General features: G+C 63.7%; 16 protein-coding genes. 10 read left to right on the forward strand and 6 right to left on the reverse strand.

Annotation, left to right across the window (positions count from 1 at the left end):
• Positions 1 to 47 precede the first annotated feature (47 nt).
• Positions 48 to 1,046 (reverse strand): helix-turn-helix domain-containing protein, encoded by a 999-nt coding sequence (locus ALC15_RS20155; RefSeq protein ID WP_063781850.1) that lies wholly within the window; start codon positions 1,044 to 1,046, stop codon positions 48 to 50.
• Positions 1,047 to 1,346: 300 nt separating this feature from the next.
• Here ALC15_RS20155 and ALC15_RS20160 point away from each other — a divergent pair, with 300 nt between their 5' ends.
• The 3 genes from ALC15_RS20160 to ALC15_RS20170 all read left to right on the forward strand — a co-directional run bounded on the left by ALC15_RS20160 (position 1,347) and on the right by ALC15_RS20170 (position 6,044).
• A complete protein-coding gene (locus tag ALC15_RS20160; RefSeq protein ID WP_050628760.1) occupies positions 1,347 to 3,050 on the forward strand; it encodes an adenylate/guanylate cyclase domain-containing protein in 1,704 nt (567 codons plus the stop codon).
• 116 nt (positions 3,051 to 3,166) lie between these two features.
• On the forward strand, positions 3,167 to 4,960 hold the full coding sequence (locus tag ALC15_RS20165) for a sulfatase family protein (RefSeq protein ID WP_050628761.1): 1,794 nt from the start codon (positions 3,167 to 3,169) through the stop codon (positions 4,958 to 4,960).
• 100 nt (positions 4,961 to 5,060) lie between these two features.
• Positions 5,061 to 6,044, forward strand: a complete 984-nt coding sequence (locus ALC15_RS20170; protein ID WP_347336304.1) for a SphA family protein — start codon at positions 5,061 to 5,063, stop codon at positions 6,042 to 6,044.
• 45 nt (positions 6,045 to 6,089) lie between these two features.
• Here ALC15_RS20170 and ALC15_RS20175 read toward each other — a convergent pair whose 3' ends face one another.
• Entirely contained in the window at positions 6,090 to 6,494 is a 405-nt protein-coding gene (locus tag ALC15_RS20175; RefSeq protein WP_050628763.1) for a YccF domain-containing protein, read from the reverse strand.
• Between the two features lie 147 nt (positions 6,495 to 6,641).
• On the opposite strand from ALC15_RS20175, the gene ALC15_RS20180 reads away from it, so the two are divergent.
• Positions 6,642 to 7,247, forward strand: a complete 606-nt coding sequence (locus ALC15_RS20180; protein ID WP_430649182.1) for a carboxymuconolactone decarboxylase family protein — start codon at positions 6,642 to 6,644, stop codon at positions 7,245 to 7,247.
• Between the two features lie 232 nt (positions 7,248 to 7,479).
• On the opposite strand, the gene ALC15_RS20185 is transcribed toward ALC15_RS20180, so the two are convergent.
• Both ALC15_RS20185 and ALC15_RS20190 read right to left on the reverse strand, forming a co-directional pair.
• Entirely contained in the window at positions 7,480 to 9,252 is a 1,773-nt protein-coding gene (locus tag ALC15_RS20185) for an EAL domain-containing protein (RefSeq protein WP_050628765.1), read from the reverse strand.
• A gap of 204 nt (positions 9,253 to 9,456) precedes the next feature.
• Positions 9,457 to 10,419 carry a sensor histidine kinase gene (locus ALC15_RS20190; RefSeq protein WP_050628766.1) on the reverse strand — a complete coding sequence of 321 codons (963 nt, stop codon included), beginning with the start codon at positions 10,417 to 10,419 and terminating at the stop codon, positions 9,457 to 9,459.
• A 179-nt stretch (positions 10,420 to 10,598) separates the two neighbouring features.
• Between ALC15_RS20190 and ALC15_RS20195 the strand changes: the two genes are divergently transcribed.
• From ALC15_RS20195 to ALC15_RS20205, 3 genes are all read left to right on the forward strand, one after another.
• On the forward strand, positions 10,599 to 11,438 hold the full coding sequence (locus ALC15_RS20195) for an SDR family NAD(P)-dependent oxidoreductase (protein ID WP_050628767.1): 840 nt from the start codon (positions 10,599 to 10,601) through the stop codon (positions 11,436 to 11,438).
• Between the two features lie 154 nt (positions 11,439 to 11,592).
• A complete protein-coding gene (locus ALC15_RS20200; protein WP_050628768.1) occupies positions 11,593 to 12,612 on the forward strand; it encodes an adenylate/guanylate cyclase domain-containing protein in 1,020 nt (339 codons plus the stop codon).
• A 174-nt stretch (positions 12,613 to 12,786) separates the two neighbouring features.
• Positions 12,787 to 13,380 (forward strand): hypothetical protein, encoded by a 594-nt coding sequence (locus tag ALC15_RS20205; RefSeq protein WP_050628769.1) that lies wholly within the window; start codon positions 12,787 to 12,789, stop codon positions 13,378 to 13,380.
• Positions 13,381 to 13,563: 183 nt separating this feature from the next.
• On the opposite strand, the gene ALC15_RS20210 is transcribed toward ALC15_RS20205, so the two are convergent.
• Complete coding sequence (locus ALC15_RS20210) at positions 13,564 to 14,805, reverse strand: LLM class flavin-dependent oxidoreductase (protein ID WP_050628770.1); 1,242 nt, start codon at positions 14,803 to 14,805, stop codon at positions 13,564 to 13,566.
• A 298-nt stretch (positions 14,806 to 15,103) separates the two neighbouring features.
• Between ALC15_RS20210 and ALC15_RS20215 the strand changes: the two genes are divergently transcribed.
• Positions 15,104 to 16,510 (forward strand): MFS transporter, encoded by a 1,407-nt coding sequence (locus ALC15_RS20215; RefSeq protein ID WP_050628771.1) that lies wholly within the window; start codon positions 15,104 to 15,106, stop codon positions 16,508 to 16,510.
• Positions 16,511 to 16,730: 220 nt separating this feature from the next.
• Complete coding sequence (locus ALC15_RS20220) at positions 16,731 to 17,936, forward strand: extracellular catalytic domain type 1 short-chain-length polyhydroxyalkanoate depolymerase (RefSeq protein WP_050628805.1); 1,206 nt, start codon at positions 16,731 to 16,733, stop codon at positions 17,934 to 17,936.
• Positions 17,937 to 17,963: 27 nt separating this feature from the next.
• On the opposite strand, the gene ALC15_RS20225 is transcribed toward ALC15_RS20220, so the two are convergent.
• Complete coding sequence (locus ALC15_RS20225; protein WP_050628772.1) at positions 17,964 to 18,629, reverse strand: MBL fold metallo-hydrolase; 666 nt, start codon at positions 18,627 to 18,629, stop codon at positions 17,964 to 17,966.
• A gap of 175 nt (positions 18,630 to 18,804) precedes the next feature.
• Between ALC15_RS20225 and ALC15_RS20230 the strand changes: the two genes are divergently transcribed.
• The gene (locus tag ALC15_RS20230) at positions 18,805 to 19,617 is read left to right on the forward strand and encodes an RMD1 family protein (RefSeq protein ID WP_050628806.1); all 813 of its coding nucleotides are present in this window, start codon (positions 18,805 to 18,807) and stop codon (positions 19,615 to 19,617) included.
• Positions 19,618 to 19,690: the final 73 nt, after the last annotated feature.

Here is a 19,690-nt window from a genome sequence, read left to right on the forward strand (position 1 = left end):
ACGTTTTGCTCATCAACGCGATCGACCCACGGCAGGCCGTCGCCGGGCTACGCCCTCAATGCGTGCCGCAGGGTTGCTGATGGCGGCTCGCCGAATGCGCGTCGATAGTATCCGGAGAAGTGGCCGAGATTGCCGAATCCGCATGTGAAGGCGACGTCGGTTACCGAGGTCGCGTTGCGCGTGTCTTGCAGCATCCGTCGGGCGTGGTTCAGTCGAACTCGCTTCACGAAATCCATTGGCGAATAGCCGCGGCTCTTCCTGAATGAATGGAATAACGTACGTGCGCTCACGCCGGTTACCGCCGCGAGTGCCTCGATCGTCAGAGGCTGCTGCCAATTTGCCTCGATATAGGCCTCGGCGCGATGGACTTGCCAGGAAGCCGCAGACGGGAGGCTGCGACGCAGCAGAACGCTGTAATTGTTATCGTTCGCCCTCAGGAACGACACGATCATTGCCTGCTCGAATTCAGCCGATGCCAGTGGATGAAGGGGGTAATTGCCGCGGTCGAGCTGGTCGACAAGAAACGTGAATAGTCTTCGGAGATTCTCAGTGTCAGGACGCTGGAAATCCGCAGCCGGTGCAAACACCGGAGGAGCCTTCAAGGGGGCTCCGGTCAACGCTTCCAGCTTCGCGCACAGCGCCCGGGGGTTCACGCTGAGGAGGAAGTGTTCAAATTCTGCACCATAGTCGAGATGGGCGCGCTCGAAGGGGGAGCCGATCAGGCCCCGATCGGCATCAATATCGACGCTGCCGCGGCCGATCACCCCTCGCGCGCTGCCCTTGAACGCGAACAGCAGGGCGTAGACTTCGAGCGAAGGGATTTCGATCCGCAATCGTGCGCGATTCCTGGCATAGGCCAGCGCGATGCTGCCGAGCTGGCAGCGATTGGCGACGGCGTCGAGGGTCCTGTCGCGGTCGTTGATATCGAACTTCGCGCCGGGGTAGTGCCGCCAAACGGCCGCTTCCAGTGCGCCGACGTGGCTGGTTCGCACGTGCTGAAACGATTGCAGCGGAGTGCGGTCACAGTCTGTTGCAGGACCTGCCATGGACCCCCTCGGCTCCAGGAAAGTTCAACGCCGCTGCAATTGCGCAATTTGAGCAACGGTTTCTCAGACTAGAGTGGGCGGGGTTGGCCGTACATTCCGGAACAATACTGAATTCGGGCTGCTGCGAAGACACCCACGCGGCGGCGCGTGTCGGCTGCTGCGATCCGAACCGTCCGTGAGATGGGTGGGCGCCGATTGCGCAAACTGAGTAGCGAAACGCGGCCGCTGCCCGATTAGATGGTTGGTATATCCGTCAGATAGTTGGATTTCCCCGTACCCAAGGGGCATGGAGTCCCGGCAATGACAATCCGCAAGAAGTTCTTTTTGCTTGCCGGCATTCTGCTCGGACTGTTCGGTGCCGTCGTCGGAGTGCTCGCTTTTGTCCAGAAGCTCGATCGGGACCAACTCGCCAACATCAACGAATACGAGTTGCCCCTGATGCAGTTGGTCGCGGATTTTGACGTCAATACCGACAGATATGAGCTTGAGATCCTGCGCGAGGTGCGATCGGATCACGATGCGGCAAGCCGTCGGGCTGCGGCCGGCGCCGCAAAGGCGCTGGCCGACGAGTTGCGCAACACGGTGGCGGCAGGGCGTACGATTCTGCAAAGAGCGATCCGCGACCCCGGCTACGAAACCGAGGACCGCGTCGAACTCGCGCGGATCACCGGTGTATTGCAGTATCTAAGCCGCAATCTCGAGGAGTTCATTGCAGTCGGCGAGTCGACGCTTGCGGCGCTCGCCGATGGCCGTCGCGACGATGCGCGTCAGGCATCGTTCGGATTTGGCAAGTTCGCGCAGGCGTTCGGTTCGGACCTCTCTCAAATCCGTCACGAGCTTGCCGATCTGACCAGCCGATCGACCCGTTCCGTTCTCGCCCGGCAGAAGCTGGACACCTATCTGAGCTTCGGCCTGTTCATTGCCGCCTGTGGCATCGGCCTCGGCGTCAGCGCGATCGGGTCGACCCGCGTGGTGTCGGGGTTGCGCCAGCTGGTTGCCAGCACCAAGGCCATTGAATCCGGCAAGGATATCGTGCCGGTCTCGATCCGCAGCCGCGACGAGGTCGGCGAGCTTGCGCTTGCATTCAACCGGATGTTGGAGGAACTGCGTGAGCGGGATCGCCTGAAGGACACGTTCGGCAAGTTTGTCGATCCGAGGCTGGTGAGCCGCCTGATTGCCAGCGGCGCCGATCAGGCCGAGCGGCGCAGCCTGACCGTCTTTTTCTCCGACATCAAGCAGTTCACCGGCATCAGCGAGCAACTGACGGCGAGCGCAGTGGTCCATCTGTTGAACAACTATTTCGGCGCCGTCGCCGACGTCATTCACCGCCATCGTGGCATCATCGACAAGTATATCGGTGACGCCGTCATGGCATTCTGGGTGCCGCCGTTTTCGGCCGGCGACGATCACGCTAGCGATGCCTGCCGTGCCGCGCTGGCGCAGCAGCAGGCGATCGCAGCGCTGCGCGCACATCTGCCCGAGATCACCGGCATCAGGCGCAATACACCCGACGTCGTGATCCGGATGGGCATCGCCACGGGGGAAGCGATTGTCGGAACCATCGGCTCGGAAGCGGCGCGCTCTTATACTGTGATTGGCGATACCGTGAATCTCGCCTCGCGTCTGGAGAGCATCAACAAAGTCTATGGGACGTTGATTCTGATCACCGAGGAAACCCACCGCCTGGCACAAGGCGCAGTCGAGGCGCGCGAGGTCGACCAGATCATCGTGGCAGGCAAGACAGAGCCGGTCCGGATCTACGAGCTGATGGCGTTTGCCGGAGAGCTCGATGCCTCGCAGAATGAGCTTCGAACGGCCTTCGCCGACGGGCTCGAAGCCTATCGCAGGCAGGATTGGGACGACGCCCAAGCCCGGTTCGAGGAGTGTCAGCGTTGCGCACCGAACGACGGGCCGACGAAGCTGTTCCTCGAACGCATCAGCCTCATGCGCAAGACGCCGCCGCAGCCGGATTGGAACGGCGTCTGGCAGCATCTCGAAAAATAGCCAGCCGGCGTGTCAGCTGCCGCCGGTAGGCTTGCGCTATTTGAGTAGCCGGCCCATCGGCTGTTTGGTTCCATGCAGAGGAGGCGGCGCGTCACGCCTTGTTCGGAGCTGCTGAAATGCATAGGGGCAACAAGGGCGAAGGAGGCGGGTCGCGGCGGGCGTTTCTTGCGCTGACGACCGCGGCGGCCGCCAGTATCGGCGCGCCGACATTCGGCCTTGGTGGACGGCATGCCGCGGCGCAGCAACGACCGGCCGCCGATCTGCCCCGCAAGCCGCCTGGCAGTCGAAAGCCCAACATCCTCTTCATCTTCACGGACCAGGAACGCTATCAGGCCAGCTGGCCGAAGGGCCTGTCGCTGCCCGCCCATGAACGCCTGCAGAAGACGGGCGTGACATTGCACAATCATTATTGTCCAGCGGTGATGTGCACGTCCTCGCGCGCCGTTCTTCTGACCGGCCTGCAAACAGCCGACAACCGGATGTTCGAGAACTGCGACGTCCCGTGGGTGAGGAGCCTGTCCACTAAGGTCCCGACCATTGGTCACATGCTGCGCAAGGCCGGATACTACACGGCCTACAAGGGCAAGTGGCACCTCAATCGCAAGTTCGACAGCGAGGATCCGGACCGGCTGTTCACCAAGGAAATGGATGCGTACGGCTTCTCGGATTATTTCTCCCCGGGCGACATCATCGGTCATACGCTCGGCGGTTATCAATTCGACCCGCTGATCGCCAGCAGCGCGATCACCTGGCTGCGGCGCAACGGGCGTCCGCTCAGCGACGACGGGAAACCGTGGGCCCTGTTCGTCAGCCTAGTCAACCCGCACGACGTGATGTACTTCAACACCGATCGCCCCGGGCAGAAAGTGCAGGACACCGGAAGCCTGATCAAGCATGCAGCGCGTGCGCCCGAGCACCAGCTGTTCAAAGCCAGCTGGGACGTTTCCCTTCCGAAGAATATCACCGAGGCGTTCGACAGTCCGGCGCGCCCGCCAGCTCATGGTGAGTTCCTGAAAGTTTGGGATTACGTGCTTGGGCACATCCCGCCCGAGGAGGAGCGCTGGCGGCGCTTCAACGACTACTACATCAACTGCATCCGTTCCGTGGATTCGCAGGTCGACCGAATCCTGCAGGAGATCGATGCGCTCGGCCTGACCGACAACACCGTGATCTGCTTCACGTCGGATCACGGCGAAATGGCGGGAGCGCACGGATTGCACGGCAAGGGCCCGTTTGCCTACGAGGAAACGACGCATCTGCCGTTCTACGTGGTTCACCCCGATGTCCGCGGCGGGCAGGACTGCCGGGCCCTGAGCGGACACATCGACGTTGTGCCGACGCTGCTCTCGATCGCGGGAGTTCCGCCAGAGAAATCCGGCGAAATCGCCGGCCGCGCGCTGCCCGGCAAGGACATGACCAAGCTGCTGACAAATCCCGGCGCCGCCGACGTTCACGCCATCCGCGAGGCGATCCTCTTCACCTATAGCGGGCTCGGCGCCAACGACAGCACCCTCTGGCAGGTCGTCGGAGAGGCGCGAGCAGCGGGCAAGAATCCGGTCGTCGCGATCCTCAAGAAGGGCTTCAAGCCCGACATGAAGAAGCGCGGCAGCCTGCGCACGACATTCGACGGACGTTACAAGTTCACACGCTATTTTGCTCCGGGAGAGCGCAATCGTCCGGTCAACCTCGCCGATCTGTACAAGCACAACGACGTCGAGCTGTTCGATCTCAAGGAAGATCCCGCCGAGATGAAGAACCTGGCGGCCGACAGGGCAGGCAAGGACGAACTGATCACCACCATGAGCGACAAGCTGGAGCGCATGATCAAGGCGGAGATTGGGGTCGATGACGGTCGCGAAATGCCGAATCTTCCTCGCATCGAGTGGACCATCGATCGAGTCGATCTCTAGGCGAATCAATCACCTTACGGGGGCGCAGATGGCAGGTAGCGGAAGCCGACTGGCAGCGAACTTCAGACGCGGCGGATGGTGGCTGATAGCCGGGGCCGTCGTGCTTGCCGGAACACCCGCCTGGTCCGACGAAGCCGGTGTCAGCGCCTGGCTTCCCGGCACATTCGGATCGATGTCGGCGGTGCCGACCGCGCCAGGATGGTCGGCCGCTGCGGTCTACTATCACACGTCGGTCAATGCAGGCGCCAATGTGGCCGCCGCGCGCGAGGTCGAGATCGGGAGATTCACCCCGACCGCCACCGCCAGCCTGTCGGCCAGCCTGAACGCCAACGCCGATCTCTTCTTCCTGGCGCCGACCTACACCTTTGCAACGCCGGTGCTGGGCGGCCAGGCCTCGGTCGGCTTCACAAGCGTTTTCGGCCGCGCCAATGCCGGCCTGAACGGGACGCTGACGGCATCGATACCACCGTTCACCTTGATCCGCTCCGACTCGATCAACGACGCCGTGACCGGTGTGGGCGACCTGTATCCGATGGCGACGCTGAAATGGAATCAGGGAGTCAACAACTGGATGGTGTATGCGAGCGGCGACGCGCCGGTCGGCGCATACGAGCGCACGCGCATCATCAATCTCGGTATCGGCCACGGATCGATCGATGGCGGCGGCGGCTACACTTATTTCAATCCAAAGACGGGCACGGAATTTTCCGCGATCGCCGGCTTCACCTACAACTTCAAGAACACCGTCACCGACTATCAGAATGGTATCGATTTTCACCTCGACTGGGCGACCTCGCAGTTCGTGACCAAGCAGCTGTTCGTCGGCGCGGTCGGCTACGCCTACGAGCAGGTCACCGGTGACAGCGGATCTGGCGCCAGGCTCGGGCCGTTCAGATCCCGCGTCGAATCGATCGGCCCGCAGATCGGCTACGTGTTTCCACTCGGAACGATGCAGGGCGTTCTCAACGCCAAAGGCTATTGGGAGTTCGACGCCGAAAATCGGCCCAAGGGGTGGAATACCTGGCTGACATTTGCGATCTCCAATCCGCCGCCCCCGCCGCCTGGAAAGCCGATCGCCAAATAGGTGGTCTTGCAGGCCTCTGCAAACGATGGCGAATGCGCGCCGGCGTCACGCCGGCACGATCACCTTGCCGATCGGCCACAGCGCGATGCCGGCGAGCTTGAGATGCGCCCAGGCAAAGGGGATGCCGATGATGGTCACCGCCAGCAGGATGGCCGTGATCACGTGGCCGATCGCGAGCCACCAGCCCGCCAGGATGAGCCAGATCAGATTGCCGATCACGCCGAGCGGCCCGGTCCCGATGTCGGACATGCCGGTGACCTCATCGCGGCGCACCGCACGCGAGCCGAACGGCAGCAGCGTATAGACCGCGATGTTGAAGGCGGCGCGCGCCCAGGGCAGTCCGATGATGGTGACCGCCATGATGACGGCGGCGACCAGCCAGCCGAACGCCATCCACGCGCCGCCGATCAGGATCCAGAGGATGTTCAGGAGGATAGACACAGGCTGCATGGCTGACACCTTCGCGTAACACCGGCCTCAATATAGGCCGGCGCGCGGCGCCGCGGTAGGGTGGGGCCGGGCGCGTTGCGCCCCAAAGGGAGAACGACAATGAGAAAAAGATCTGGGGCAGGGATTCTTTCGGTTGGGAGTTTGGTGTTGCTGGCATTTTCAGTGCAGGCCGCGCGAGCCGATGACGCCGTGCGCTTCGCGCCGCTCAAGGCCGAGGAGCTGTCGCCGCCGCAAAGGGCCTGGGCCGACATGATCAGCGCGCCGCCGCGCAACGCCAAATTCACCGCACCGCCCTACCGGGCGTATATCCGCAATCCCGATTTGGCGCCGAAGCTGTCGAACCTGTCGGAGTATCTGCGCTGGAACACCTCGCTGCCGGCGCGGCTCAGCGAGATGGCGATCCTGATCACGGCGCGGCACTGGACCGCGCAATATGAATGGTCGGCGCATTATCCGCTGGCGATGAAGGGCGGGCTCGATCCGAAGATCGCGGACGCGATCGCCAAGGGCACGCGGCCCGAGGGCATGAAGGACGACGAAGCCGCGCTCTACGATCTCGGCAGCGCGCTCTATCGCGACAGGAAGGTCTCGGACGCCGTCTACAAGGCCGCGCGGGAGAAGTTCGGCGAGCGCGGCATCATGGATATCATCGGCATCATGGGCTACTACGACCTGGTCTCGATGACGCTGATCACGATGCAGGCCGGAGCCGCGAACAACGGCGTCGCGCCGTTGCCGGTGCTGGAGAAGTAGACGGACTTCTCCCTCTCCCCGTTCTGATGGAGAGAGGGTTGGGTGTGCGCACAATTTCGGGATAATAGAATTATATTGCTGATTTGCCCGACATGTCAATGTGCATGTCGAAGGCCGGCGCGCCGCCGGCTACTTTGCATGAGGTTGTTTTCGATGTTTTGGCAGTGCGTCCCTGCGGAGGCAGGCCATATGCGATGGCCCTGCCACAAATGGCCGAGGTGAGTAGGATTGCCTACCGCCGAAAACCGTTGGCGCGCGAATAGCTCTGGCGGCTGTCCTGGGAGGGGCGCGCCGCCATGCTGGCGCGGCTCTCGCTGGCGACCGGCGTCGCGGGCTTCAGGTCCTCGAGGAAGATCGGCTTGGCGAAATAATAGCCCTGGGCATAGCGGATCTTGGTCGCCGCCTGCAGATAGGTGAGCTCCTCATAGGACTCGATGCCCTCGGCGATCACCGTCATGCCGAGCGCCTCGCTCAGCGATTCGATCGCGCGCAGGATGCCCTGGCTGCGCGGCCGTTGATGGATGTCGGTGATGAAGGATCGGTCGATCTTGATCTCGTCGGCGGTGATGTCGGCGAGCGCCGACAGCGACGAATAGCCGATGCCGAAATCGTCGATCGAGATGCCGACGCCGATGCCGCGCAGGATCGGCAGGATCTGGTCCTGGAAATGCGACCGGGTCACGAAGGCGTCTTCGGTAACCTCGATCATGAAGCGCTTCGGGAAGCCGGTTTCCTCGAGTGCGCGCGCGAAGCGGCGCATGAATTCGAGATTGCCGGCCTGCTTGGCGGCGACATTGATGCTGATCGTCGCGGTCGGGCCGAACGTGTCGTTGATCAGGTCGATCGACTTGACGATTTCCGCCAGCACCAGAAATGTCAGCTCGTCGATCAGGCCGAGCTCCACGGCGAGGTTGATGAAGGTGCCGGGCGCCTGGATCACGCCGTCATCGTCGCGCAGCCGCACCAATGCCTCGATGCCCTTGACCTCGTGGGTGCGGATATCGACCTTGGCCTGGAACGCGCAGCAGAAGCGCTTTTCCAGGATCGCCAGCCGCAGCGACTGCTCGATCTTCATCCGCGCCAGCGCCTCGCGCTCCATGCTGTTGTCGAAGAACGCGGTCGAGCCCTTGCCGTTGTTCTTGACGCGGTACATCGCGATATCGGCGTTCTGGCGCAGCGCCTCGTAGCTCCTGCCATGCATCGGGTAGAGGCTGACGCCGATCGAGGTCGAGGCGAAGATCTCGGATTCCTCGATGAAGAACGGCGCCTTCAGCCGCTCCTGCATGACGTGGATGAATTCGGCAACCTCGTCATTGCTGCTGATCGGGTTCAGTAGCAGCAGGAACTCGTCGCCGGAGATCCGCGACAGGATATCGGTGTCGCGCAGCGCGTGGCCGAGCCGCTTGGACAGTTCGACCAGCAGCGCATCGCCGATCGCGTGGCCGTAATAGTCGTTGATGTGCTTGAAGTTGTCGACGTCGAGGAAGGCGAGCGCGAAATGGCTCTGCGCGGCGTCGCGGATCAGGCCGTTGACCCGATGCTCGATCACCCGCCGGGTCGGCAGGCCGGTCAGTTCATCGTAATAGGCCGAGCGGAACAGCTGGTCCTCGAACGCCTTCTGCTCGCTGATGTCGGTCGAGGTCGAGACCAGGAGGTTGCGGCCGGCGATCCGGACCGGCCGGTGCGAGGTGAGAAACACGTATTTGGCTGCACCGCAGGAGAGCACCTCCTCGAGGACGACGGGACGGCCGCTGCGCAGGAGGTCAAGGTTGGCGGTATGACGGTCGTCGACCGGCGCCGGCTGGCTCGCGTTCGCAGCCAGCTGCAACTGGCTCGCTGCCGCTTCGTTCACCAGGATGAACTGGCCCTGCTCGTCCTGGACCGTCACGCCCGCCGGCAGCAGCTGGAGCAGATCGCGCAAAATGCGCAGTTCATTTCCGAAAATGTCGTCTTGGCCGGTCGCTGCCGCGCCCGCCTGAAAATCGTTCTTGGTGAAACTATGCATGTGCCGACCTTGGCAAAGTCCGTTGTAGTTTTGGTTAAGCGGACTTGCGAAATGCCGTGACAGAATGAGACCCGGGCTGCTTTCGCAAGCCGTCGCGGCAATCGTCATTAACAGAGTATCAATGACGGATTCGGCTGCCGGTGAAAGCGATTGCGGCGCGCGCGGTTGCACCGGAAAACGCGCCTGTGCCGGAAAGCCCAGTTATCAACAGTTGGGAAGCTTGCACTGCATAGTGCAGTGAACGCCGGTCTTCAGGTAACTGATCTCGGTCTTGCCGTCGAACGGCCGCAGCGCCGACTTCAACAGCTTGGTGCCGAAGCCGGGTTCGCCGAGCACCTCGACCACCGGTCCCTCGGTTTCGTCCCAGATCACATTGAGACGTCCGTCGTCCACCGTCCACGACACCTGCAGAAATCCGCGCGGCGAGGAGAAGGCGCCGTACTTTCCTGCGTTGGTTGCGAGCTCGTGGAAGATCAGCGCCAACGAGACTGCGAGCTTGGCGGGCAGGAACAATTGCTCGCCGTTGAGATTGAACCGCACGTGGCCGTAGGGGCCGAGCTCCGAGCGCAGCAAATCCTTGATATCGCAGCCATAGCCGTCGACCCGCGCGATCAGATCGTCGGTCGCCGAGAGCGCGCGGATGCGATGGTCGATGCGCTGCCAGACATCGGGCCGGTCCTGCAGCGCCTGATGCAGCACGGCGTGAATGGTCGAGGACTTGTTCTTCAGCCGGTGCTGCAATTCGTCGACCACGATCTTGCGGTACTGCTCCTCCTCGATCAGTCGCTTCGACACCTCGCGCTGCTGGGCGACCAGGGAACGGTAGTGCTCCACGCCCCAGATCGCGATGCCGCACACCACCCAGAAGATCATCAGCAGGGCAAAGCGCGCCGGATCGGCGTGCCCGCTGCTGAAATTGATGACGACGCCGAGCAAGCCGCTGGCCAGCGCGGTCGCGATCCCGATCCGGAAGCCGCCAAGGGCGGTCGCGAAGAACACCGCCGGGAAATAGGGCGTGAAGAACACATCCGGCCTGATCTGGGCGAGCCCGAAGCGCGCCGCAGTGGCCAAAACGAGACAGAGGACGGCGAAGCTCGCCGCAAGCCGCATCGAAGGCTGGGAATCGCCCCGCCAACCCGCCCTGAATTCGTCGATCCATTTCGCCATCGGTCGTTCCAGTTCACGTGAACAGGCGAACCAAAATAAGGCCGTTGCGACCGAAAAACCGCAGTTGTGGCCTTCTGGCCACAGATGGACCTCGCCGTACGGTCACCGCGCCCGTGCTTGCGTTGTCGGGAGCGGCTGGGGAATATCCGCAACATCAGACGTAAGTTGAGGGGACCGGCATGGGACGACTGGACGGCAAGGTCGCGGTGATTACCGGGGCGACGAGCGGCATCGGGTTACGCACGGCGGAGGTCTTCGTCGCGGAGGGCGCGCGGATCGTGATCGCGGGACGCCGCGCCGCGGAGGGCGAGGCGCTGGCGCAGCAGCTCGGCGGCAATTGCCTGTTTCGGCAGACCGACGTCACGGTCGAGGAGCAGATGCAGGCGCTGATCGCGCTCGCGGTCGAGAAGTTCGGCCGCATCGACTGCCTGTTCAACAATGCCGGCGGCCCGGCGCAGACCGGCGGCATCGAGGGCCTCGACGTCGAGCGGTTCGACGCCGCGATGGCAACCCTGGTGCGCAGCGTCATGCTCGGCATGAAGCATGCGGCGTCGTACATGCGCAAACAGGGCTCCGGCAGCATCATCAACAATGGCAGCATTGCCGGACGGCTCGCCGGTTTTTCCTCGTCGATGGTCTATGGCGCGGCGAAGGCCGCGGTGATTCATCTCACCAAATGCGTGGCGATGGAGCTCGGCGAATCCGGTATTCGCGTCAACTCGATCTCGCCCGGTGCGATCGCCACCGGCATTTTCGGCAAGGCGCTCGGGCTGTCGACCGATGCGGCCGAGAAGACCGCTTCCGTGATGCGCGAAGTCTACAAGGCGGCGCAGCCGATCCCGCGCGCCGGCCTGCCCGACGACATCGCCCATGCCGCGGTGTTCCTGGCGAGCGACGAATCGAGCTTCATCAACGGCCATGACCTCGTCGTCGACGGCGCCATCACCGGCGGCCGCAACTGGAGCCAGCAGCAGGCCGGCTACGTCACGCTGCGCAAGGCGTTCGATCAGGGGGGCTAGTTCGTATTGCAGCGTCATTGCGAAGAGCGATAGCGACGAAGCAAGCCACCTTCCTTCGTGCGGCATGATGGATTGCTTTGGAGGAGCCTATCATCCGGCGACGCTTCGCGCCGACCGGATGGCTCGCAAATGACGTGGGAAGGAGCAGTCTCGCGTGAACGCCAAACTCGAGCGGAAGCTGCGCACTCTCGGCGCCGTCATCGTGGCCGGTGTCGTCGCGAGTGTCGTGATCAATGTCGCGCAAGGCCGTCATTCGCTGACGGCGTTCCTGGTGGGGTTTGTTTACGCATTCGTATCCTGCGTGGCGCTCGGCGGGATCGAGTTGTTCGTGTTTCAGGGCCCGCTGTCGGAGCGCCTCAATCGCTTGTCCTTTGCCGGCCTTCTGACGGTGCGCAGCGCGGTCTACGCCGTCATCATCATCGCGATCCAGCTGCTGCAGCCGGGCGAGCGCTTCGCAGGATTGTCACTCGAGGTCTCCTATGAGGACTTCTGGCGCTCCATCGCCTATTCCGCCGTGATCTCGCTGGTGCTGAATTTCGGCTTCAGCATCGCCATCTTGATCGGCCCGCGCGTCTTCATGAATTTCGTGACCGGGCGCTACCATTCCCCGGTCGAGGAGAACCGCTTCGTGCTGTTCGTCGACATCGCGGGTTCGACCGGGCTGGCCGAACGGCTCGGCGGCATCGGCATTCATCGCTTTCTCGATCGCACCTTTCGCCTGCTCACCGAATCGGTCGTCGATCATCGCGGCGAGGTGCTGAACTATATCGGCGATGAAATCATCGTGACGTGGCCGGAACGCAGTGGCGCGATCGATTGCCGGCCGCTGCGCTGCTTCGTGGCGATGCGCAGCGCGCTGCAGAAGGCCGCGTCGCAGTTCGAGCGCGAATTCGATGCGGTGCCGCAGATCCGCGGCAGCCTGCATTTCGGTTCGGTGATCGTCGGTGAGATCGGCGACGTCAAGCCGGCGATCGTGTTCAACGGCGATGTCATGAACACCGCGGCGCGGCTGGAGGAGTTGAGCCGCAAGGTCGATGGCGGCTTCCTCGCCTCACGCGCGGCGATGGCCCGCTTCGCCGCGCCGCCGCCATTTCCGGTGAGCGATCTCGGCACCTTGCCGATCCGCGGCCGCGTCGACGGCATCGACGTCGTCGGGATCGGAGCGGTGGCGTAGCCTTTCGTCGCCCTGGCAAGCGCAGCGGCGGCGCCGTCTCCGCCTTCGGCGGATGTCCGATCAACCTCCGAGCAGGCCAAACCGCCAGACGGGTTGATGACTGGGATTTGGACAACCCTTGAGATATGGTGTCAATGTAGTGCATTGACAGGGCAAATTGCTCGGGATTGTCCAATGAGCCAGGATCGCAGCTTTGCGGTAAATCGTCTTTGGGCGACCGTCGCGCTGGCCGCGCTCCTGATCGCCATCCTGATTTTTGCTTTCATGTTCCTGGCGTGCGGCGCGGCTTCATTGGGCTTGGCTATGGAGTTCCCGCGCCACGTCGGCGAATCTGCCATGTTCTTCGTGGTGGCCGTGATCTGCGGTGCCGCCCTGCTTTGCCTGTGCGCGGCCTTTGGGAGTCTGTTCAAGACACTAAGGGCAGGCGGTCCTGCTCTGACGATATCGCCTGAAGGGTTCCGATACAGCTTCGCCTCCGACGATTTGATTCCGTGGAAGGAGATCAGGGACATCAGCCCTGACGGTGGTTTGGGGAGAGGAAAGTCCGCGACGGGGCTGCGTTTTCAACTGGACTCTGGTTTTGCCGACACTTTGCATTGGCGCAGCAAAATCGCAAACTCCTTCAAGTCACAAGTCATCGCAGTGCGTTTCGCGTTTATCAAAGCTCCAAAGGCAGAGCTGCGGGAGGCGCTGATCCGGCCGCTGCAATCGAAGTCCGTGCAAGCTTCGTCCGCTCTACTCGCGAAGGCGAACTGGCTGCTCGGCTGAATTACCAAGGGTGCGAAAGCTATGTCTGCTCAGCCTGGCGATCCAGCATTCGCATTTGCGGGTGATGACACCGCGTATTTGATATCTTGAAGCGCGAGCAATCCTCAGCGTCGTCCCGGCCTTCGCCGGGACGACAGTTGTGGACGTGGCGCGAGCTGGTGTTCCTGCAAGGCGCCCGTGCTCTCACACCTTCTGCTTCGCGGCTTCCCTCGCAAGATCAGGCGCGTTCACGGCCGGGATCGCGACGCGGCCTGTGCCGGTATGCTGGAGTGCGGCGGCGGCCTTGTCGTTCTGCATGATCTTGGCCATCACGGCCTGGCCGGCGCGTTCGAACACGGCGCGGTTATCGATCAGGAACTGGCGCGACTTGCGCAGGCCGTCGATATAGCCGTTGATCTCCGGGATCACGTAGCGCGCCACCAGGTCCCAGCTGCGGCGGGTGTTTTCGATGTTGGCCCAGTCATGCGCGAAGCCGATGATCGAGCCGACGCCGCCGGAGACGTCGACCAGGTTCTTGATCATCTTGATCAGGTCATCCGGCGTGCCGATGGTGGACGCCGCACCCTCGATGAAGGCGGTCTTGTCGACCGCCTCGTCCGGCGAGCCGAACGCAGTCAGGCCCGGTCGCATCAAGGTGCCGACGTTATATTCGTTGTGCCAGCGCATCAGCCCGGCGCCGGCCTCGCGCCGCGCCTGCTCGCGGGTCTCGGCGATGTGCCAGGACAGCAGCACGCGCCAGTTGGCGCGGCTCACAGTGGTGCCGGCCTTCGCGGCGGCGTCCTCGGCGAACTGCCATTGCTGCGGCAGCGCCATCAGGCCCTGGGTCGACATCGAGCCCAGCGAGATGATGCCGATGCCGTATTTGCCGGCGAGCGTCATGCCCGACGGCGAGATCTGCGAGGCCACCACGAACGGCATATCCTCCTGCAGCGGCAGGATCTGCAACGCGGCGTCGTGCATCTCGAACCAGTCGGTCTTGGCGGTGACGCGCTCGCCGTTGAACAGGCGGCGGATCACCGCGATCGCCTCGTCCTGGCGGTCGCGCTGGGTCATCGGGTCGATGCCGAGCGTATGGGCGTCGGAGGCGAGCGCGCCGGGCCCGGAGCCGAAGATGGCGCGGCCGCCGGTCATGTGGTCGAGCTGCACCATGCGCTGCGCGACGTTGAAGGGATGGTGATAGGGCAGCGAGATCACGCCGGTGCCGAGCTTGATGCGCTTGGTGCGCTCGCCGGCGGCGGCCAGGAACATTTCCGGCGAGGCGATCGTCTCCCAGCCCGAGGAATGGTGCTCGCCGCACCAGAATTCGTCATAGCCGAGGTTGTCGAGCTGTTCGACGAAATCGAGGTCGCGGCGGAATTGCAGCATCGGATGCTCGCCGATCGGGTGATGCGGGGCGAGGAAGGCTCCGAACTTGAGGCGCGCCATTGGTCGTTCTCTCCAACTTATTGTTATCGGGGGCTTTCCGCCAACCTACGGGGTGCCTCGGGGCAACGCAATGCTCCGAGCCTGCGGCGCCCGCATGGTTGTTGCGCAAATCGGCGGCGATTGCCGCGCTCCGGAATGTTTCCCAGCGCATCAACGCAAATTGCGCGGCGGAGCGCGGGCAGGTGGGGGATGGCGATGGATGACGCACCCGTGAACCAACGCTTACGTCCGAGGTAATCGAAGGGATGACCGGAATCTGTTGATGTCGGCCGTAACGTCATTTCGGGCAGGACAGGGCATGCACCAGATCGTTGCGACGCGCGCGGAGACCTCCCGCCGCTGGTGGGTGCTGGCGATCGTCGTCGCCGCCCAGTTCATGTTCGGCGTCGATGCCTTCATCGTCAACGTCGCGATCCCGACGATCGCAGCCGAGCTGCACGCAACGCCGGCGCAGATCGAGGCCGTGATCGCGATCTATCTGATCGCCTATGCCACGCTGGTGGTCACCGGCGGCCGGCTCGGCGATATCCACGGCACCAGGAACGTGTTCGTCGCCGGCGTCGCGGGCTTCTCGGTGACGTCGCTATGGTGTGGTCTGGCGCAATCCGGACCCGAGCTGATCATCGCACGGCTTGCGCAGGGCGCGACCGCGGCGCTGATGGTGCCGCAGGTGCTGGCGACGCTGCATCTGTTGTTCTCCGACGCCGCCCGTGCACGGGCCTTCGCAATCTACGGCATCGTGCTGGGGCTCGCCGGCGCCGCCGGATTCATGCTTGGCGGCGTGCTGGTGACGCTCGATCTCGCCGGCCTCGGCTGGCGCGCGGTGTTTTTCGTCAACGTGCCGTTTGGCGTCGTCATCATCGCCGCCGCGCTGAGGATCATGCCGACGGTGCCGCGCCGTGCCGGCACGCGGCTCGATATTCCCGGCGCGATCGTGCTGTTCGTGGGCCTGTTGTGCCTGATCGGCCCGCTGTTGTTTGGCCACGATCTCGGCTGGACGGCGTGGGTCTGGCTGGTGATGGCCGCGGGTGTCGCCGTGATTGCGGCCTTCGTGCAGCTCGAGCGCAGCGTTGCGCGCCGCGACGGCATGCCGCTGATCGACCTGTCGCTGCTGTCGGATGCTGCCTTCATGCGCGGGCTGGTCGCGGTGTTTTTCTTCTTCTTCGCGAACCTGTCGTTCTACCTCGTCATGACCATGTTCATGCAGAAGGGCCTGCAGATTCCGCCTTTGCAGGCCGGACTGGTGTTCGTGCCGCTGGCGCTGACCTTCGTGATTGCCTCGCGGCACAGCGGCATCCGCGCCAGGCATCGCGGCACCCTGGTGCTGATCGAGGGCTGCGCGCTGCAGATCGTCGGTCTCGGCGTGCTGGTCGCGACGGTTCAGGCGATCGCAGCGCCGTCGGCGCCGCTGCTCGCGCTGGTGCTGATGATCTTCGGCTACGGCCAGGGCCTGGTGATGGCGCCGCTGTCGAGCGCGGTGCTGTCGAGCGTGAAGCCTGCGAGCGCCGGAGCCGGCTCCGGCATGTACGGCACCACGACGCAGATCGGCAATGCGGCCGGCGTTGCCGCGATCGGCGCGGTCTTCTTCGCCATCGAGAGCGCGAGATCGGCACATCTGGCGTTGTTTGCGGCATGCGCATTGTTTGTGCTGTCGATATCAATTTCAGCCGTATTTCTGTCATGGATGCGCCGCGCCAGCGCATGAATCCGCAGGCAACGGTGCGCTATTTTCGAAAAGTTCATGCTCAAACAAGGTGCTGAGGCAGCTATTTCGAGCGATCCGCACCTTTGGCCGGTTCCGATCGCGCGTTAACGCCGAATCTCACTATTCCGCGGGGAAAGACAGCACACGGCCTTTTTATTTCGCAGTGCAGCAATTATCTGATCGGGTGACACCCAAGAATAAATCACCTCAGGAGTTGCTGTTGTCGCTGGTCAACAACATCGAATTTCTGCGTCATCTGCCGAAGATCAGCGCGTTCAACGGCCTCGGTGCGCTTGCGCCGGCCGTGCCGACGCCGCTCGTCGAGACGACCGAATTCGGCGCCAATCCCGGCGCGCTGAAGATGTTCTCATACGTGCCCGAGCAGCTGGCGCGATCGCCCGCGCTCGTCGTCGTGCTGCATGGCTGCGGCCAGACCGCCGCGTCCTACGATCTCGGCGCCGGCTGGTCGACATTGGCGAAGCATTACGGCTTCGCGCTGTTGATGGCGGAGCAGCAGTCCGCCAACAACGCCAACACCTGCTTCAACTGGTTCGATCCGGACGACATCGCGCGCGGCCAGGGCGAAGCCGCATCGATCAGGGAGATGGTCGGGTACATCGCGGGGGCGCACAAGATCGATCCGCGCCGGATCTTCGTGACGGGCCTCTCCGCCGGTGGCGCGATGGCGACCGTCATGCTCGCGACCTATCCGGATGTGTTTGCGGCCGGCGCCGTCATCGCCGGGCTGCCGTTCGGCGCTGCCGGCAATCTGCGCGAGGCGCTCGGCGCCATGATGCAGGGAAGCGCATTGTCGGCGCCGGAGCTCGGCGACCTCGTGCGCGCGGCGTCCAGTCACAAGGGCGATTGGCCGAGGATCTCGGTGTGGCACGGCAGCGCCGATCGCACCGTGCATCCGGGCAATGCCGATGCGATCGTCCGGCAGTGGCTCGACCTGCACGACCTGCCGCTTGCGGCGATGTCGAAAGCCGACGTCGACGGCCATCCGCGCGAGGTGTGGTGGAATGCCGACGGCGAGACGCTGGTCGAATCCTACTCGATCACCGACATGGCGCACGGCACGCCGCTCGGCCTCGCCGGCAATGATGAGCGTTACGGCGTCGAGGGCGCGTTCCTGATCGAGGCCGGGATCTCCTCGTCCTATCACATCGCGAGCTTCTTCGGCCTGACCGACAAGGTCCGGCAGCCGCAGATCGCGCCGACCGGAGTGCCGCGCGAGAACGCCGACACGATCTCGATGACCATACCCGTGCCTGCGGACAAGCCCGAGCCTGCAAGCGCTCGCAGCAGCGGCCGACCGGGAAAGAGGCAAGCCAAGCAGCAGGGCAAGCCGCAGAGCAACGGCGTCAATATCAGCCGCGTCATCACGCGGGCGCTGACCGCCGCGGGGCTGATGAAGCAGCCCTGAGATCAAGCTCAAACAGGAAGCGCGCGGCTACATCTCGCCGGTCAGGAACGGGTTCGTCATCCGCTCCTGGCCGATGCTCGATCCAGCGCCGTGGCCGCAGATGAAGCCGACATCGTCGCCGAGCGGCAGCAGCTTCCGCTTGATCGACTGGATCAGCGTCGGGTGGCTGCCGCCGGGTAGGTCGGTGCGCCCGACCGAGCCGGCGAACAGCACGTCGCCGACATGGGCGAAGCGCAGCTCCTTGTTGAAGAACACCACGCTGCCCGGCGAATGGCCGGGGCAGTGCAGGATGTCGAAAGTCAGATCGCCGATCGAGACCTGATCGCCCTCGTCGAGCCAGCGGTCCGGACCGAAATTGCGTACCCCGGTCATGCCGAAGCGTTCGCCGCTCGAGACGACGTTGTCGAGCAGATATTTGTCGGCGATATGCGGGCCCTCGATCTTGACCTGCAACGCATCGCGCAGATCGGCGGCGCCGCCGACATGGTCGATATGGCCGTGGGTCAGCCAGATCTTCTCGACCGTCACGCCGGTCTGCTTGATCGCGGCCTGAATCTTCGGCACGTCGCCGCCTGGGTCGATCACCACGGCCTTCTTGGTCGGCTCGTGCCAGATGATGGTGCAGTTCTGTTCGAACAGCGTCACCGGCACGATGATCGCGCCGGCCTTCGGGGTGTCGGTTGTCTCGGTCATGGGCGCACCATAGGCTTCCGGGCAGTGCCGTCAACACGCACGGGAAATGCGCCGGACCCGGCGTGTGATCCCAAAACGGACCGTGATAAGGTCGCCCGCAGCAGAACAGGATCGTGAGCAGGCCGGTCGGCGGATGCTCTCGATCATGCGTCAAGTCCTCGCAGTCCGGAATTTCATGACCCAGGCTCCCAACTCACCGCTCGGCGGACCCCGGACCACCGCCCGCGCCTTCTTCGTCGCGGACCGCATCAACACGTCCGGCCTCGAGCGCGGCGACGTGCTGGCCACGACGCCGCTGGCGTTTCGCGTCAATGAAAATGGTGTGGCGATCCTGTTCCGCTACGGCGTCGTCGTCCTGATCGGCCTCAATGCGCTGGAGGAGGATGAATTCCTCCGCAGCCTGCAATCGCGCATGACCGGCCTGTTCACGCGGCGCGAAGAGGAGATCGCGATCATCGAGCTCGCCGCCGAACGGGAAGACCAGATACCGCCGGGCGGTCCGATCTATCTGCAAAGCCTGTCGCCGGAGCGCTTGATCCTGGTCGGCGAGGCGCTGGCCAAGAGCGTGGTGCTGGCGCGGCACGAGCGCGAGGTCCGCGCCGTCTTCGACACCACCGAGCCGCTTGCGCGCGAGCTGGCCAAGGGCGGCCGTGTGCATGGCGGCCGCGTTGCGATCCTCAAGCACATCGGCAACGCGCTGCTGGTGCGGCATCGCGTGGCCGGTCCGGTCGAGGTCTCGGAGAAGCCCGATATCCTCTGGGACAAGCCGCAGCTCGAGCGGCTCTATGCCCGGCTCGAGGACGAGTACGAGTTGAAGGAGCGTGCGGAATCGCTGAACCGCAAACTCGCAGTCGTGGCCGAGACCGCGCAGGTGCTGACCGATATCATCGACACCAGCCGCTCGCTGCGGCTTGAGCTGATCATCGTCTTCCTGATTCTGTTCGAGGTGCTGATCACCATCTATCAGCTGGCGATGGCCCGCCACTGACGCGCTGCAGCGCCATCTTTCTGTCCCGAATTGTGCGTCATCCCTGAACGCGGACAACCCCCGGGGACACGGG

The organism is Bradyrhizobium viridifuturi, from assembly GCF_001238275.1.
Classification (GTDB): Bacteria; Pseudomonadota; Alphaproteobacteria; order Rhizobiales; family Xanthobacteraceae; genus Bradyrhizobium; species Bradyrhizobium viridifuturi.

What these genes read in the sequence shown, in the direction of transcription:
- ALC15_RS20155 (WP_063781850.1), bottom strand. Translation starts at nt 1,046, where the DNA reads ATGGCAGGTCCTGCAACAGACTGTGACCGCACTCCGCTGCAATCGTTT.
- ALC15_RS20160 (WP_050628760.1), top strand. Translation starts at nt 1,347, where the DNA reads ATGACAATCCGCAAGAAGTTCTTTTTGCTTGCCGGCATTCTGCTCGGA.
- ALC15_RS20165 (WP_050628761.1), top strand. Translation starts at nt 3,167, where the DNA reads ATGCATAGGGGCAACAAGGGCGAAGGAGGCGGGTCGCGGCGGGCGTTT.
- ALC15_RS20175 (WP_050628763.1), bottom strand. Translation starts at nt 6,494, where the DNA reads ATGCAGCCTGTGTCTATCCTCCTGAACATCCTCTGGATCCTGATCGGC.
- ALC15_RS20185 (WP_050628765.1), bottom strand. Translation starts at nt 9,252, where the DNA reads ATGCATAGTTTCACCAAGAACGATTTTCAGGCGGGCGCGGCAGCGACC.
- ALC15_RS20190 (WP_050628766.1), bottom strand. Translation starts at nt 10,419, where the DNA reads ATGGCGAAATGGATCGACGAATTCAGGGCGGGTTGGCGGGGCGATTCC.
- ALC15_RS20195 (WP_050628767.1), top strand. Translation starts at nt 10,599, where the DNA reads ATGGGACGACTGGACGGCAAGGTCGCGGTGATTACCGGGGCGACGAGC.
- ALC15_RS20205 (WP_050628769.1), top strand. Translation starts at nt 12,787, where the DNA reads ATGAGCCAGGATCGCAGCTTTGCGGTAAATCGTCTTTGGGCGACCGTC.
- ALC15_RS20210 (WP_050628770.1), bottom strand. Translation starts at nt 14,805, where the DNA reads ATGGCGCGCCTCAAGTTCGGAGCCTTCCTCGCCCCGCATCACCCGATC.
- ALC15_RS20215 (WP_050628771.1), top strand. Translation starts at nt 15,104, where the DNA reads ATGCACCAGATCGTTGCGACGCGCGCGGAGACCTCCCGCCGCTGGTGG.
- ALC15_RS20225 (WP_050628772.1), bottom strand. Translation starts at nt 18,629, where the DNA reads ATGACCGAGACAACCGACACCCCGAAGGCCGGCGCGATCATCGTGCCG.
- ALC15_RS20230 (WP_050628806.1), top strand. Translation starts at nt 18,805, where the DNA reads ATGACCCAGGCTCCCAACTCACCGCTCGGCGGACCCCGGACCACCGCC.